Source organism: Solibacillus sp. FSL K6-1781 (genome assembly GCF_038630735.1).
Lineage (GTDB): Bacteria > Bacillota > Bacilli > Bacillales_A > Planococcaceae > Solibacillus > Solibacillus silvestris.
Window position 1 is genome coordinate 2,512,351 of the sequence record NZ_CP152038.1, and the last position, 14,858, is coordinate 2,527,208.

Sequence of the window (14,858 nt, forward strand, 5' to 3'; positions counted from 1 at the left end):
CAACCGTTTTCCTATTTCTATTATTTTTTCTTTAATACGAATGTTTCATATCTCTGTATGAATGCGGATATGTGAGCACGTGTTAAAATATTTTCAGGTTCAAAAGCTTTGATTGATGTTTGGGTAGTAAGTCCATTATTGATGAAAAATTGAATCGCTGTGTCTTCACTTACTGTTTTCCCATAGTAGTAAGAGGCCATCAATTGTGCCAGTTTACCACGTCTGATACCTTGCTCCGCTAAAGCTCTTGAGGCTTTCGATTTTTCGCTTGCCACTACAGGCATATTATACTTTTTCGCCAAGTTGTATACTTTACTTTTGTTCCAAGATGATGTGCTTTGTACATTTGCTAATTCATCTTTTTCAGCGTAGCGGAAGAAGATTGTCAGGAAGTGTGCTTCTGTTAATTTTTTATTCGGTAGTAGATGCGTTTCATATTTTTTAGTTTTTGCATTCCATATTGTACTGTCACCTTGAATGTAACCTCTATCGATTGCCCAGATCATGTCATCTTTCCACCAAGCTGTAGTACTGAAGTCAGCATACTGTTTAATATAAGTCGAGTAGTCCGGTTTAGGCTCAACAGGAGTTACAGGAGTCGATGTCGATTCTACATAATCTAAATAACTTGACGCTACATACCCTTCTGATCCGTCACTTCTTTTCACCGGATACCAGACAAAATGGTTTTTCTTCGTTGCTACCTCATCGTAAACAAATGGACCAGTAATGGTAACCACTTCGCCTTTAGTTAAAGTACCTTTTTTAGAATCATCTCCCGTTGTAGGTCTAGATCTAAATGCGGGATTTGTTGTTGCACTTACTTTTTCACCTTTTTCAAAAGAGTACTTTGATTTTGTTAATGGTAAATCAAACTTATAATCCATCTTTAAAAATTTAATATTGTCTCTGCTGTTAGAGTCATATTGGAAACCTTCGCTTGTAAAAGGCAGCTCTTGTAAGTCGATTAATTCATATTTCTCAACAAACCCAAAAATCTTTTCTTGATATGCTTTTACATTTCTTTCACCAGTTGCTTGTACAGTTGGACTATTTACCGGCTTCGTACCGTTATAAGCCATAACCGCGAAGTACCAAGATTCCAGGACATCTCTGTCACCATCATTAATTTTAGGTAAATCCGATCGATCAAACATTTTATCAAGAATTTTTACACCCGATTCAATATTATAAAGAAGGTCGCTTTTTAATCTTTCTTCATTGTAGCCGGCCTGATTTGTAATTTGCATAAGGCCAATCCCATTATCTGCTGTCACAATTGCTTCCCCGTTGTTATCGAAATGACGCCAATTTCCACTTTCACCTTCCGCTATTGCCTTCACAATTTCAGGAGGGACATCATAACTCAGTGCTGTTTCAGTTAACAAGCAGTTCGTAGTAGAAAAATCCGGGTTTACCTTCGACGCTGCATCATACTCACACGTATTTGCAATATCATTTGCAATTACATTTTTATCATTATTGATAGATAGAGTGATCGCACCAACAGCAATTACACCAATCAATGGTTTGAATAACTTTTTCATAAGTACTTATTACACTTCCTTTTATATTTTCTAAAGTTAAAAGATTCACATATATGTTAACATATACCAAACTTTCTAGATAGGGGTACCTTCCGCTATTTTGTCTTGAGCAGCCATCTGCATTATTTTTTGCCCCCTCTCTTACTCTATTAATAGCTATTCCACTTACAGACGGTAAAACTGTTAAATAGTTTCAAAAAAAAATAAAAACCCTCTAATTTAAAATTAGAGGGTTAAAACTTATTAAAATCTAATTAAGATTTCACATTCACGCCTAAAATATCATTCTCTTCAAGGAACTTCGTGTTGAATTTCGCTGATTTGAAGACGTCGTTGTTCATTAAAGCTTGGTGGAATGGAATTGTAGTGTTAATTCCAGGTCCAGCTACTTCAAATTCTGATAACGCACGGTTCATTTTCGCGATTGCTTCTTCACGAGTGTCTGCATGAACGATCAGTTTTGCGACCATTGAATCGTAGTATGGTGGGATCGTATAGCCTGCATAAACTGCAGAATCGATACGTACACCATAACCGCCTGGTACTACATACGTATCTACAGTACCTGCTGAAGGCATGAAGTTTTTGTATGCATTTTCGGCGTTAATACGGCATTCAATTGCCCAGCCGTTAATTTTGATGTCTTCTTGTTTGAACGGCAGTTCTTGACCAGAAGCGATTTTTAATTGTTGTTGTACTAAGTCAACACCTGTAATCATCTCTGTTACAGGGTGTTCAACTTGAATACGTGTGTTCATTTCCATGAAGTAGAAACGATCTTCCTGGTAATCGTAGATGAACTCGATTGTACCAGCACCTTCATAGTTACATGCTTTTGCTGCTTTTACAGCAGCTTCACCCATTTCTGCACGGCGCTCTTCAGATAGTGCCGGAGACGGCGCTTCTTCTACAAGCTTTTGCATGCGGCGTTGAACTGTACAGTCACGTTCGCCAAGGTGTACAACATTGCCATGGCTGTCCGCTAATACTTGGATCTCGCAGTGACGGAAATATTCGATGAATTTCTCTAAATAAACACCAGGGTTGCCGAATGCCGCTGCTGCCTCTTTTTGAGTAATTTCAATTCCTTTTACAAGCTCTTCTTCTGTGCGTGCAACACGGATCCCTTTACCGCCACCACCAGCAGTTGCTTTAATGATGACCGGGTAACCGATTTTCGCAGCCCATTCTTTACCTGTTTCAATATTCGGTACAATGCCTGTACCAGGAACTAACGGAACATTTGCCGCTTCCATCGTGTCACGTGCAACGTCTTTAATCCCCATGATTTTAATCGCATCCGAAGAAGGACCGATAAATTTAATACCCGCGTTTTCACAAGCTTCAGCAAATGCTGCGTTTTCCGCCAAGAAACCATATCCTGGGTGGATCCCGTCAGCACCTGTTTTTTGCGCTACCCCTAAAACTGCCGGGAAACTTAAATACGAATCTTTCGATAACTTTGGTCCGATACAATATGCTTCATCCGCAAGCTTTACATGCAATGCATCCGCATCTGCTTCAGAATATACTGCGACCGTTTGAATACCTAGCTCTTTACATGCACGAATAATACGTACTGCAATTTCGCCTCGGTTTGCGATTAATACTTTTTTCATTTGTATATACGCTCCTTATTCAGCTTTTACTAAAAATAATGGTTGACCATATTCTACTAATTGGCCATCTTGAACTAAGATTTCTACGATTTCACCTTTAACTTCAGCTTCGATTTCGTTGAATAACTTCATCGCTTCTACGATACAAACGATTGACTCTTCGCCTACTTTATCGCCTACTTTTACATATGCTGGTGATTCCGGGTTTGGAGCCTGATAGAATGTTCCAACCATAGGAGACGTGATTTTATGTAAATCAGCCGTGTTTTCTACTGGTGCTGCTGGTGCTTCTGCTTTAGGAGCTGGAGCTGGTGCCGCTTCTACTTGTACTGGAGCTGGTGCCGCTACTGCTGCAACCGGTGCTGTTTCTTGTACTTTTTTAGGAGCTGCTACTTCTGTAACACCGTTGTTTTTCTTTAGTTTAACCTTTGCGCCGTCCGCTTCATATACAAACTCGTCGATTGATGAAGCATCTACTAATTTAATAATTTCTCGGATTTCTTGAACTTTGAACATTCTTAACTCTCCCTTAAAAAAAGTAATAACAATACAAACCCTATTTTATAATTTTTCGGACTATTTTGAAACAAATAATTTTAAATAGCTCAAAAATAGGCATAAAGCAGAACAATCGTATATTAAGACAAAGAAAAATATTTCAATCTGCTATATAACACATTTTCTGCTTTACATTAATATGACGTCCTTTTAATTAAAAGGTTCGAATTCTACGCTAACATTTACGTAATCTTTAAATTCAGAACGCACAACGTATAAGATTTCATCTGCCAATTTCTCGGATACTTCATCTGACATAACTCGTACAGCCACTTTATCTCCTTCAATTCGGACAAGGGCATCTGAATAGCCGATTGATTTAATAAGCATTTCCAGCATCGCTTCCGATGATTCCAATTTGATCAGTTCATCCATTTCATTGAATGCCTCATTCTTTTCTTCTGCTGTAAATTCATCAGCAGCAATCTTTTGCGTCAATTGTTCTTTTTGCTGGCTGCGTTTGTTCGCTAACTCTAAACGTACTTCCTGGAATAAGTCGCTTTCTGAGTTAACTGGTTGTGTCAGGTTTTGATTAACCCCTAAAATATCTGTTTCATCAATCGTTTCATCAGAGAAGATCGTTAAAATATTCGGCGTATTGTCTTCGAAAATATAAAATACAGAAATTACCGCAGCTAAACTTACTACTGTTAAGAACCATACTGTTCGCTTTTTCACTTTCACTTGTTTTCCCCCTTAATTTGCATTGGCACTACTTGAATACGATGCGACGGAATTTGCAGAACATGCCCAACGGTTTCCTTTAGCATGGTTTTCACGTCGGTATTATTCGCTCCTTGTGCCACAATGATGACACCGGATAGCTTTTGCTGTTGTGTGACAGACAAAAATTGCTGTTCACTTTGTTGATCATAGTGAAAATAAACCTGAACTTGTCCGACTGACTGAATTTCACTTAATAATTTTGCAAGCTGTTCCTCATTTGAGTTATTGCTTTCTCCTTTCTCCGGTTGTGATAGAAACATGAATAAAAAAATAATAAATACTACGGCAATGACAATTAATACGATAGGACGATTCGCTTGTTTCTTTTCCACATTATTAAGCGTATACGCCCCCTTCTCTACTAGATTTCAACATAATGTATGAACGAAACAAACCGGTTATGCAAACAATGAAAGAATTGTGCTTGTCACGAATAAATACAATGCGAGCTTTACATATACTTGCCATTGCCGCTCATCAGCAAATATGAGAAGACTGCTGCCCAGTAAAATAAAAAGAAATAATTGAATCATGTTTTTCCCCCCATGGACATCTGCATAAAGAAAATAAATAACAGTACGATAAACATAATTGCGAAGCCAAGTAAAAAGGCAACCGCACATAAAACAAACATCGTCTTTCCAACATCATCAAATAGACCGCTTATACGCATATTTGTAAACGGTTCTATAATGGCACCAATAATTTTAAACAGCAGTGCGTGTAGCAATAGTACCGTCGCCGGATAAAAAGCCGCACCCCAAATAATTGTTAAAAAGGACAGTCCAACAAAGGTGGAAACAGTTGACTGAGTTTTTTGGAAAAAGGACAGCCCTTCTACAATCAAATTGCCGATTAACGGAATATTTTGCTCAATTAATTTCTTTATAGGTGATTTTAATGCGTCATTTAGCTGAATAAAGGCGACACCGGAAAGCGTCAAAATCGATGTCAATGCAATAACCGACGCAATCATGACGCTTAATATAGAAGAACGAATAAGTTCTGCAGCTTTTGAAAAAGAAATAGCCGGATATATTTTTGTACAGACATCAAATATTAATGCGAGGATTAGAGCAGGTATTGTAACGTTTGTGCTGATAAATAAAATAACCTGGACAAAAAGAATGATGATTGGATTCCATGCGATCGCCGTAAATACGGTTTGAATTGTCAACAGCATAAATGACATGATCGGTAAAATAGCCATAAAGAAATTTTGCAGTATGGCAATGAGCTCATACAGCACAACAAAGGCATCGACAACATTTTGTGCAAATACTACGATAAACAAAATAATAAATAACTGTTCAATTAACGCGGTTTCTTTCGGGACTAAAGCAAGTAGCAGTAAATACATCAAAATATATATCGCTACTAGCAGCAAAGAATACACTAAAGATTGAATGGGCTCTGTAAAAATCGAATAAATTGTCTGCATTACTGTAGCCTTTCTAATAATTGGATTAATAGCTGAAATTTCGGTTGTAGCAGATTGATCCAATATAACACTGCGGTCATGCGAATCGACAACGTAACTAATGTCGCAAAAGCTTCATATTCAAATTGATCTAATAGCTGACAGATTAATTCATTCAGCAAAAAAAGTAATGCCGTGAAGAGCAGTCCCTTACTGTATGGAACATTATTGAAAATAACTGCGAGTCGCTGCCAAAGCGGAATGAGTTGCTCGCGGACAACAAATTGGAAAAAAATAAAGAAAGCGATGACGACAATGATTGAATGCAGCTTGTCCATCGTCTGTTTTAAAAATAAAAACAGAACTAAATAAATGACACTTGCAAATAGCGCAATCATTTAGCTAGACGGCCGTCAACCATTGGAAAAATACGACAATCTCTTGAAAGAACAAGCGCAAAAATCGAATTAATTCAATCGTCATGTATAAATACGCAATGAAAAACAAGAAAAACGAAAACTCTTTTTTTCCTAAATGCTCGAAGAATAAATGAAGAAGTGCAATAATCAACCCAATCCCTGCAACACGAAGCACATCTTGTAATTCCAATAAAGCCCTCCTTCCTTAACGAAACTATATGCACTATCCAATCAAATAAGCACAAAAAAACACCGATGAGAAAGTTTTATCCTTTATCATCAGTGTAAAAAATTTTATTGTAAGAGAGTTTCGATAATCTCTTTAACAGATGCTTCTTTAGCCAAATAGCTATTTTCCCCCATCCAAAGAGACATATATTCAAGGTTGTTTTGACGGGCACTTTCTTTTCGGATCGGTTGGGTCAAATAATGCTGGAGCGGATACGGAGCAGTAACCGCTTCTTTTAACTCCTCGGTAAACCTGTTTTTCAGACCGCGCGCATATTTGCCGGTAAATGCTTTCGTTAACGTTGTCGCTTGTTGACCGGAATTTAAAATCGCTTCTTTATGTAGTTTTGGTGCCGCACATTCAGTTGCCGTCAATAACACCGTTCCTATCTGAACATACGAAGCCCCTAATTCAAGCATGTCAAAAACTTGAGACTTTGTCATAATCCCACCTGCTGCAATGACAGGGATCGAAATATTCTCTTTTGCAGCTTTCAACAGGTCCGCTGTTGAATGGAGTGCCATTGGTTCAATAAATGATCCTCTGTGTCCCCCAGCTTCTATTCCCTGAACAACGACTGCATTCAACCCCGCTTTTTCAACAGCGACCGCTTCTTCCACCGAAGTTGCTGTGCCAATCAAGTACACGTCTTTTTGTTTAAATGCTGATAATGTTTCGTCATCGGGCAAACCAAATGTGAAGGAAACGACCGTCACACCTTCTTCAAGAATCGCCTGTACTTGTTCTTGAAAAACATTAGATGTTGGAATAAATTCCGGAATTGCAATGTTCAACTCATCACAGATTGGCTGTAATGCTTCACGTGCACGTTGAACTAAATGAAGGTCTGATTTCGTCTGTTCCGGAACAAACAAATTCACGCTAAAAGGTTTTTCAGTTAATGCTTTCACTTCCTGTATAAATCGCTTTGTTTCCTGACCGTTCAAATACCCTGCGCCAATTGAACCTAATACACCAGTCTCACAGCATGCCACTACAAATTCAGGGGTTGTAACACCTGCCATTGGTGCCTGTACAATCGGATTTTCAATTGGTAGTTTTTCCATCATCTACTATCCACTCCTTTCTTCGATTATACCCAACGCTCCATTAGACAGGCTATAATTTAAAATATTTTTCATATAATTAGATTCGATAGCACATAAAAAAGCAGGGATATTGTATTTCTACAATATCCCTGCCTCATCACTATTGTTTCAAAACGATTAAGCGCGTGAAACGTAAGTGCCTTCAGTTGTGTTAATAATTAATTTATCACCTTGGTTAACGAAGAAAGGCACGTTTACCATTAAGCCAGTTTCCATTTTTGCTGGTTTTGAACCGCCTGAAGCTGTATCGCCTTTGATGCCCGGCTCAGTTTCAGCAACTTCTAACGTTACTGTGTTTGGTAATTCAAGACCTAACATTTCGCCTTGATATGTTTGGATATGAACTTCCATGTTCTCTAATAAGTAGTAAAGTTCTTCTTCGATTTGAGCAGCAGCTAATGTTGTTTGGTCATATGACTCTAAATCCATGAATACGTGCTCATCACCTTGTGCATATAAATATTGCATTTTGCGATTTTCGATCATTGCTTTTTCTACTTTTTCACCAGCACGGAAAGTTTTTTCTGTTACGTTGCCGTTACGTAGGTTACGTAATTTAGAACGTACGAATGCAGCACCTTTACCTGGTTTTACGTGTTGGAATTCTAGTACGCGGAATAAGTTACCGTCAACGATAATTGTTAATCCTGTACGGAAATCGTTTACTGAGATCATGAATTATTTCCTCCAAATTATAAAATGATTAATTCTTTAGTCGAATGTGTTAGTACTTCATTACCCGTTTTTGTGATTAAAATATCGTCCTCAATTCGAACGCCACCAATTCCAGGAATGTAGACGCCCGGTTCAATTGTTACAACCATATTAGGCTCCAGGACCGTATTTGAACGGAATGATAACCCAGGTCCTTCATGCACTTCAAGGCCGATACCGTGACCTGTTGAGTGACCAAATGCTTCACCTAAGCCTTTTGATTTTAAATAATCGCGTGCTACAGCATCCGCTTCAATCCCTGTCATGCCCGGACCAACTTTTTCAAGCGCAAGAAGCTGAGACTCGAGCACAGCATTGTACATTTCTACCAACTTCTCTGAAGGTTGGCCTACAGCGATTGTACGTGTAATGTCCGAAATGTAACCATTATAGTAAGCACCAAAATCAAGTGTTACAAAATCGCCCGTTTCAATAATTTTGTTTGTCGCAACACCGTGCGGCAATGCCGAACGCAATCCGCTTGCAACAATAATATCAAAAGAAGAACTTGTAGCACCTTGTTTACGCATGAAAAATTCTAATTCATTCGATACGTCAAGCTCTGTAATGCCAGGCTTGATGAAATTTAAAATATGTGTAAATGCATTGTCTGCAATTTCACATGCAACCTTAATAATATTAATCTCTTCTTCAGTCTTAATCAAGCGAATTTTTTCAATTAAACCGGAAACTGGCACGAAATCAACATTCACTGCCGAATTATATACTTCATATGTACCATATTGCATGGCATCTTTTTCAAATGCCAATGATTTTACACCCATTGCCGCCACTTGTTTTGCCACTTCATCATGGATCGGACCGCTATGCTGAACGACACGGAATTCCTTTACTTGCTCTGAAGCTTGTTCTGTATAGCGGAAATCTGTAATAAAAACGGCATCCTGCTGGGAAACAACTGCAACACCGGATGTACCAGTGAAGCCTGTCATATAACGGCGGTTGTATTCATTTGTAATGAGTATTGCTTCGACATTGTTCTCGATTAGTGCTTGACGTAGTTTAGTAAGTTTCATCTGTTCTCATTCCCCTTTTTAGTGTAGTAAAAACTTGCAGATGGCCATTTAATTGGCGAATCTACAAATTTGTCCTGCTTTCAATCACAGAAACTTTGGCGTTACTCGATGCAATACTCCTATGTCTTTAAACCCTTTAAATTACACTTTACAAGGTGTTAAAAGGGACCTTTAATACAAGCTGCTTCATTGTGAACGCTTCTTTTTATACTGTCCCTATTTTATCACAGACTTTTCAGACATCAATACTTTCGACTAACGAAATAATGTCTTTGTACGGTACCTGGCCGTTTCGACAATCAAGCGCATCGCTATTAAAATTACAATAAAAAATGGGATGGAGAATTTTTTGATTGATGACAATTCAATAGGTAGATTTAAGATTTTCCATTCGAGTAATGAAGCCATGACAATTCCCAAAATAAGTGAAAGTAAAAAAGGAGGCACCATAACGAGAAGTTGCGTTACGACCAATAATAAAAAAGCAACAATCGCTATCATTAAAAATAAAATAACCCATCGCTCGAATGCCGTCCATTCGAACCATTCCAATTTTTTTAGAAATGATACCGGATGCCATTTAATAAAATTAAATAAGTGCAAGCCTTTTAAGCATACTGTCACAATAAATGATGTAAATAATGAAGTGACAAACAGATGCATGACAAAAACTCCTTTTTTTGACTCAGTATGACCGATTGTAAAAAAACTATTCGAATGAATAGTGCTTTTCTCCAAAATTTAGTACAATATGAGGGTATAACAAAGACAAGAGATGGATAGACTCCATTCTCCCGCCTTAAAAATAGATTGAAATTTTATAAGAGAGTGGTGTCGAGCAAGTGAGTAATAATGCGCCAGTATATGGTGGGCAAGCGCTTTTAGAAGGTGTTATGTTCACTGGTCAAGATCATATGGTAACGGCAATCCGTCGAAATGACGATTCCATCGATTATTTCCATGTAAAAAAAGAGAAAAAGCCAATTTTTCAAAAGCTAAAAAAAATTCCTTTCGTTCGTGGGGTTGTCGCACTAATCGAATCGGCAGGCTTTGGGTCGCGCCATTTGCAATTTGCTTCCGACCGCTATGATGTTACACCAGGCGAAGAAGAGGAAAACAGCGGTGAAGAGCCATCGAAGTTAATGATGATATTAGGTGTAGCCGTTATTGGTGTACTCTCGTTTCTATTCGGTAAGTTTGTCTTTACATTAGTGCCGATGTTTCTGGCAGAATTTTTAAAACCTTGGTTCCCAGGAAAAACCGTTCAAATTTTTATTGAAACCGGCTTTAAATTAATTTTGCTTCTTGGCTATTTGCAGATTATTTCGATGACGCCGTTGATTAAGCGGGTATTCCAATATCACGGAGCTGAACATAAAGTAATTAATTGCTATGAAGCAGGCCTTGACTTAACGGTAGAAAATGTTCAAAAACAATCACGACTTCATTATCGCTGCGGTTCAAGCTTTATTTTATTTACCGTAATTGTAGGTATGTTTACATATTTCTTCGTACCTGTTGATCCACTTTGGGTTCGTCTTGTAAGCCGTATTTTACTAATCCCGGTTGTAATCGGTATTTCTTTTGAAGTATTACAAGCGACAAATGCCGTTCGTGAAATTCCGGTTTTACGTTACCTAGGCTATCCTGGATTATGGCTGCAACTGTTAACAACAAAAGAACCGAAAGACGAGATGGTGGAAGTAGCGATCGCCTCTTTCAAAAAACTGCATGAAGTCGAGAAAAACCCGGCTATTGCACAAACATTAGTACATGATTAATTAAAGATTCGGGGAGTTATGTAAAAGGGAATTTACTTTTACGATAACTCCCTTTTTTTGATGCCTACCATATATTTAGAGTCTCGAAATATTTTCATTGAGTTCCAATAGACGAAATGGCATAATAGAGTTAAAATTCAGTGAATTCATTATAAGGAGTTAACAAATGAAAACGATTTTTCAATTTATGAGGCGCTATAAATGGCCAGCAGCAATCGCCTTTTTTCTCATGCTATTGGAACTTGCGAGCGATCTGATCCAGCCGCTGTTCATGGCGAGAATGATTAATGAAGGTCTTCTTGAAGAAAATTTACATAATGTCGCATTTTGGGGTGGCTGTTTATTTGCTTTAGCCCTATTCTCTTTCATAAGCGGAGTACTCAACTCCTTCTTCTCCGCGCATGTCGCCCATAGTTTCGGTTTCGATCTACGGAAAGCATTGTACAGTAAAATACAATCACTGACGATGGCGACCTACTTGACTTTCCCAACTTCCGGACTTATTACACGTCTGACAAGCGATGTTACACAAACGATGAACATCGTCTTTATGATGCTGCGGATTGCAATGAAAGCACCGTTAATGACGGTTGGTTCGCTTATAATGGCGTTTGTTATTAATGCGAAGCTTGCGCTCATTTTATGTGTCAGTTTTCCGTTTTTGCTCATCTTCCTCGTATGGATGGTATCAGTTGGAATCAAGCTGTTCGCACAAGTTCAACAGAGACTTGATTTTGTGAATCGTCAGCTTCAGGAAGGACTGCAGGCTGTCCGATTGATTAAAGCGTATATGCGTGGTCAATATGAAGAAAGCCGCTTTTTAAGCGTTGCAGAAAACTTGAAATTTGACACGATCAAAGCGACACGTGTCATGGAAATTGCATTGCCTGTGCTTCAGTTTGTTATGAATATTAGTCTGCTCATTGTTATTTGGGTTGGTGCAGATGCGATCCGGGACAATGAGATTCTTGCCGGTGATTTGGCCGCTATTATTAACTATGCATTCCGTATGACGGCATCGTTTTCTATATTTTCATTTATTATTATTGCCTATGCCCGCGCCAAAGCGTCTGCTGAGCGTATCGAAGAGATTTTAAATGTCGAGGAAGGCATAGAGGAAGTACAGAAAAATGAAGCCCCTCTTCTTGAAGACTTTTCGATTCAGTTTGACAATGTCTCATTCCGTTATCCAACAACGGAGCAGTATACGCTTCAAAACCTGTCATTTTCAATTGGCAGGGGCGAAAAAATTGCCATAATGGGGGCTACCGGTTCAGGAAAATCGACTATTTTACAATTGGTCGAGCATTTTTACGAACCGAACAGTGGAGACATTTATATTAACGATCAAAATATAAAGGATATCCCATTGCAGCAGTTGCGTCGTTCGATTTCCTATGTCCCGCAGCAATCCCTCCTGTTTTCGGGTACGATTGTGGACAATTTACGCTGGGGCCAAAATGATGCAACTATCGAGCAAATTATTGACGCGACAAAAAAAGCGCAAATCCATCACTCCATCGAAAGCTTTGACGAACAGTATGAGACGATGATTGGACAGCGCGGTATCAACTTATCCGGTGGGCAGAAACAGCGACTTGCAATTGCCCGTGCCCTGTTAAAACCGGCATCGTTACTTATTTTAGATGACAGTACTTCAGCTCTGGATGTTGCGACAGAGCAGAAACTATGGGAGGCGCTTGATCAGGAGGCCATCACCATGCTCGTTGTAACTCAAAAAATACAGACTGCACAAACGGCTGACCGCATACTGCTCATTGACGAAGGCCAACTGCACGGATTTGACACACATGAACAATTAATGGCAACGAACGAATTGTATGCGAAAATTGTTGCTTCACAGCAGGAGGTGCTTGCCGAATGAAGTTTTTCAACTATGAACCCATCATCACAAAAGAACAAATTAAAAACACAAGCGGTAAGAAGAAAAAAGGTGAACGCGCGCAAAACTGGACGTATACATTGAAACGTATTTTCGATTTTGTAGCCGAACAGAAAATGCTCCTGTTTATCGTTTTACTGCTTGTCGTATTAAGCTCAGCTTTTGCTTTAGTCGGACCGTTCATCATTGGACGGCTCATCGACCAGTTTATTGATGGCAGTTCGCTAAGCCAGCTTTCATACTGGCTATACGGGCTGGCGGTCATTTATTTACTTTACAGTTTAGCGAGCTATTTCCAAAACTATTGGATGGTCAGCATCGCCCAACAAACTGTATTCCGAATTCGTACACAGCTTTACGGACACTTTTTCAAGCTCCCTCTCCGCTTTTTCGATAAACGAAAGCATGGGGAATTAATGAGCCGCGCGACAAATGATATCGAAACAATCAGCTCAACGTTAAATAGCGCATTTATCCAAGTTGTATCAAGTATTTTGACATTAACAGGTACGGTTGCCGTTATGCTTTGGCTTAGTCCATTATTGACACTTATCACAATGCTTATCGTACCGCTTATGTTTTACGGGATGCGCTGGATAACAAAACGCACAAGCCTGCTATTTAAACAGCAGCAGGCAGCGATTGGGGAAATGAACGGATTAATTGAGGAATCCATTACCGGTCAGCATGTCGTTAAAGCCTTTTCACAGGAAACGGAAATGCTGCGTCAATTTGACGAGAAAAATACACGCATTCGCACGGTCGGATTCTGGGCATTAACGTATTCCGGGTTTATCCCAAAAGTCATGAACACGCTGAACAGTTTAAGCTTTGCGATTGTTGCGTTGGCCGGTGGTTTATTTGCCTATTACGGCCATATTTCAATCGGGACTATTATTATTTTCACGGAGTATGCAAGACAGTTTACGCGTCCTTTAAATGATTTGGCCAACCAGTTCAACACCGTCCTTTCCGCCTTGGCAGGGGCGGAACGTGTTTTCTTGATCATGGATGAAAAAGAAGATGAAATTGACGGGGAAAATGTGGAACTTCTCGGGAATGTGCGTTTTCAAAACGTTTCTTTCCAATATGATGCACAAGCTTCATCCCCTACTCTGTCAAATGTGTCCTTTGAAGTGAAATCCGGGCAGTCAGTTGCATTAATCGGTCAAACCGGTGCTGGGAAAACAACGATTATGCAGCTATTGACCGGACTTTATGAGAAAACGGACGGGAAGATTGTATTTGATGATATGGAAATAGAAGAGATTTCAAAAGCGAGTTTGCGCAGTCAAATGGCATTTGTCTTGCAGGATCCGTTCCTATTTGAAATGTCGATCAAAGATAATATCCGCTACGGGAAGCTCGATGCAACAGATGAAGAAATATATGAAGCTGCTAAAAAAGCGAATGCCCATACATTTATCGATAAGCTGCCGGAAAAATACGACACGATTTTAAGTGCAGACGGCAGCCAGATTTCTCAAGGACAAAAACAGCTGTTATCGATCGCCCGTGCCTTTGTAGCCGATCCGAAAATTTTATTATTGGATGAAGCGACAAGTAGTATTGATACCGTGACAGAGCTCCATATTCAGGAAGCACTTGAAAAACTGATGGAAGACCGTACGAGTTTTATCATCGCCCACCGCCTGAATACAATTCGCAAAGTCGACTATGTTATCGTCTTAAATCAAGGGAAAATCATCGAACAAGGAAATCGCCAAGAATTAATCGAAACTCAAGGTGTGTTCGGAAAAATGCTGAACGTATAATTTCAAATTTACCGAGAAAAA

At 39.1% G+C, this 14,858-nt stretch carries 16 protein-coding genes; 3 read left to right on the plus strand and 13 right to left on the minus strand.

The genetic code is table 11. The annotated features are described in order from the left end of the window. Positions 1–20: 20 nt before the first annotated feature. The 13 genes from MHH37_RS12555 to MHH37_RS12615 form a co-directional block, all read right to left on the minus strand. Positions 21–1,547 (minus strand): SH3 domain-containing protein, encoded by a 1,527-nt coding sequence (locus MHH37_RS12555; RefSeq protein WP_342573350.1) that lies wholly within the window; start codon positions 1,545–1,547, stop codon positions 21–23. Positions 1,548–1,801: 254 nt separating this feature from the next. After that, the gene (gene accC / locus MHH37_RS12560) at positions 1,802–3,166 is read right to left on the minus strand and encodes an acetyl-CoA carboxylase biotin carboxylase subunit (protein WP_014823468.1); all 1,365 of its coding nucleotides are present in this window, start codon (positions 3,164–3,166) and stop codon (positions 1,802–1,804) included. 15 nt (positions 3,167–3,181) lie between these two features. Then, positions 3,182–3,682, minus strand: coding sequence for an acetyl-CoA carboxylase biotin carboxyl carrier protein (accB, locus tag MHH37_RS12565; protein WP_342573351.1), 501 nt, complete (start codon positions 3,680–3,682; stop codon positions 3,182–3,184). Between the two features lie 192 nt (positions 3,683–3,874). Beyond that, positions 3,875–4,408 (minus strand): SpoIIIAH-like family protein, encoded by a 534-nt coding sequence (locus tag MHH37_RS12570; RefSeq protein ID WP_008404261.1) that lies wholly within the window; start codon positions 4,406–4,408, stop codon positions 3,875–3,877. After that, positions 4,405–4,782: a stage III sporulation protein AG gene (locus MHH37_RS12575; RefSeq protein WP_008404262.1), complete on the minus strand. Its 378-nt coding sequence runs from the start codon at positions 4,780–4,782 to the stop codon at positions 4,405–4,407. Before MHH37_RS12575 ends, MHH37_RS12570 begins: the two co-directional genes overlap by 4 nt. A 66-nt stretch (positions 4,783–4,848) precedes the next feature. Further along, on the minus strand, positions 4,849–4,983 hold the full coding sequence (locus MHH37_RS12580) for a hypothetical protein (protein WP_269454576.1): 135 nt from the start codon (positions 4,981–4,983) through the stop codon (positions 4,849–4,851). Beyond that, a complete protein-coding gene (locus tag MHH37_RS12585) occupies positions 4,980–5,891 on the minus strand; it encodes a stage III sporulation protein AE (protein WP_342573355.1) in 912 nt (303 codons plus the stop codon). Before MHH37_RS12585 ends, MHH37_RS12580 begins: the two co-directional genes overlap by 4 nt. Beyond that, a complete protein-coding gene (locus MHH37_RS12590) occupies positions 5,891–6,268 on the minus strand; it encodes a hypothetical protein (RefSeq protein WP_008404267.1) in 378 nt (125 codons plus the stop codon). The genes MHH37_RS12585 and MHH37_RS12590 overlap by 1 nt, the downstream gene beginning before the upstream one ends. A 4-nt stretch (positions 6,269–6,272) precedes the next feature. Continuing rightward, the gene (locus MHH37_RS12595) at positions 6,273–6,479 is read right to left on the minus strand and encodes a hypothetical protein (protein WP_008404269.1); all 207 of its coding nucleotides are present in this window, start codon (positions 6,477–6,479) and stop codon (positions 6,273–6,275) included. 104 nt (positions 6,480–6,583) lie between these two features. Continuing rightward, a complete protein-coding gene (locus MHH37_RS12600; RefSeq protein WP_342573359.1) occupies positions 6,584–7,588 on the minus strand; it encodes a nitronate monooxygenase in 1,005 nt (334 codons plus the stop codon). Between the two features lie 156 nt (positions 7,589–7,744). Continuing rightward, positions 7,745–8,302, minus strand: coding sequence for an elongation factor P (gene efp / locus MHH37_RS12605; protein ID WP_014823464.1), 558 nt, complete (start codon positions 8,300–8,302; stop codon positions 7,745–7,747). Between the two features lie 17 nt (positions 8,303–8,319). Further along, positions 8,320–9,378 carry a Xaa-Pro peptidase family protein gene (locus tag MHH37_RS12610; RefSeq protein ID WP_008404275.1) on the minus strand — a complete coding sequence of 353 codons (1,059 nt, stop codon included), beginning with the start codon at positions 9,376–9,378 and terminating at the stop codon, positions 8,320–8,322. Between the two features lie 255 nt (positions 9,379–9,633). After that, entirely contained in the window at positions 9,634–10,041 is a 408-nt protein-coding gene (locus tag MHH37_RS12615; protein WP_342573362.1) for a DNA helicase, read from the minus strand. A gap of 179 nt (positions 10,042–10,220) precedes the next feature. Between MHH37_RS12615 and MHH37_RS12620 the strand changes: the two genes are divergently transcribed. The 3 genes from MHH37_RS12620 (at position 10,221) to MHH37_RS12630 (ending at position 14,837) form a co-directional block, all read left to right on the plus strand. Next, on the plus strand, positions 10,221–11,159 hold the full coding sequence (locus MHH37_RS12620; RefSeq protein ID WP_008404279.1) for a DUF1385 domain-containing protein: 939 nt from the start codon (positions 10,221–10,223) through the stop codon (positions 11,157–11,159). A gap of 166 nt (positions 11,160–11,325) precedes the next feature. Beyond that, positions 11,326–13,044: an ABC transporter ATP-binding protein gene (locus tag MHH37_RS12625; protein ID WP_342573364.1), complete on the plus strand. Its 1,719-nt coding sequence runs from the start codon at positions 11,326–11,328 to the stop codon at positions 13,042–13,044. Continuing rightward, positions 13,041–14,837, plus strand: a complete 1,797-nt coding sequence (locus MHH37_RS12630; protein WP_342573366.1) for an ABC transporter ATP-binding protein — start codon at positions 13,041–13,043, stop codon at positions 14,835–14,837. The genes MHH37_RS12625 and MHH37_RS12630 overlap by 4 nt, the downstream gene beginning before the upstream one ends. Positions 14,838–14,858 lie beyond the last annotated feature (21 nt).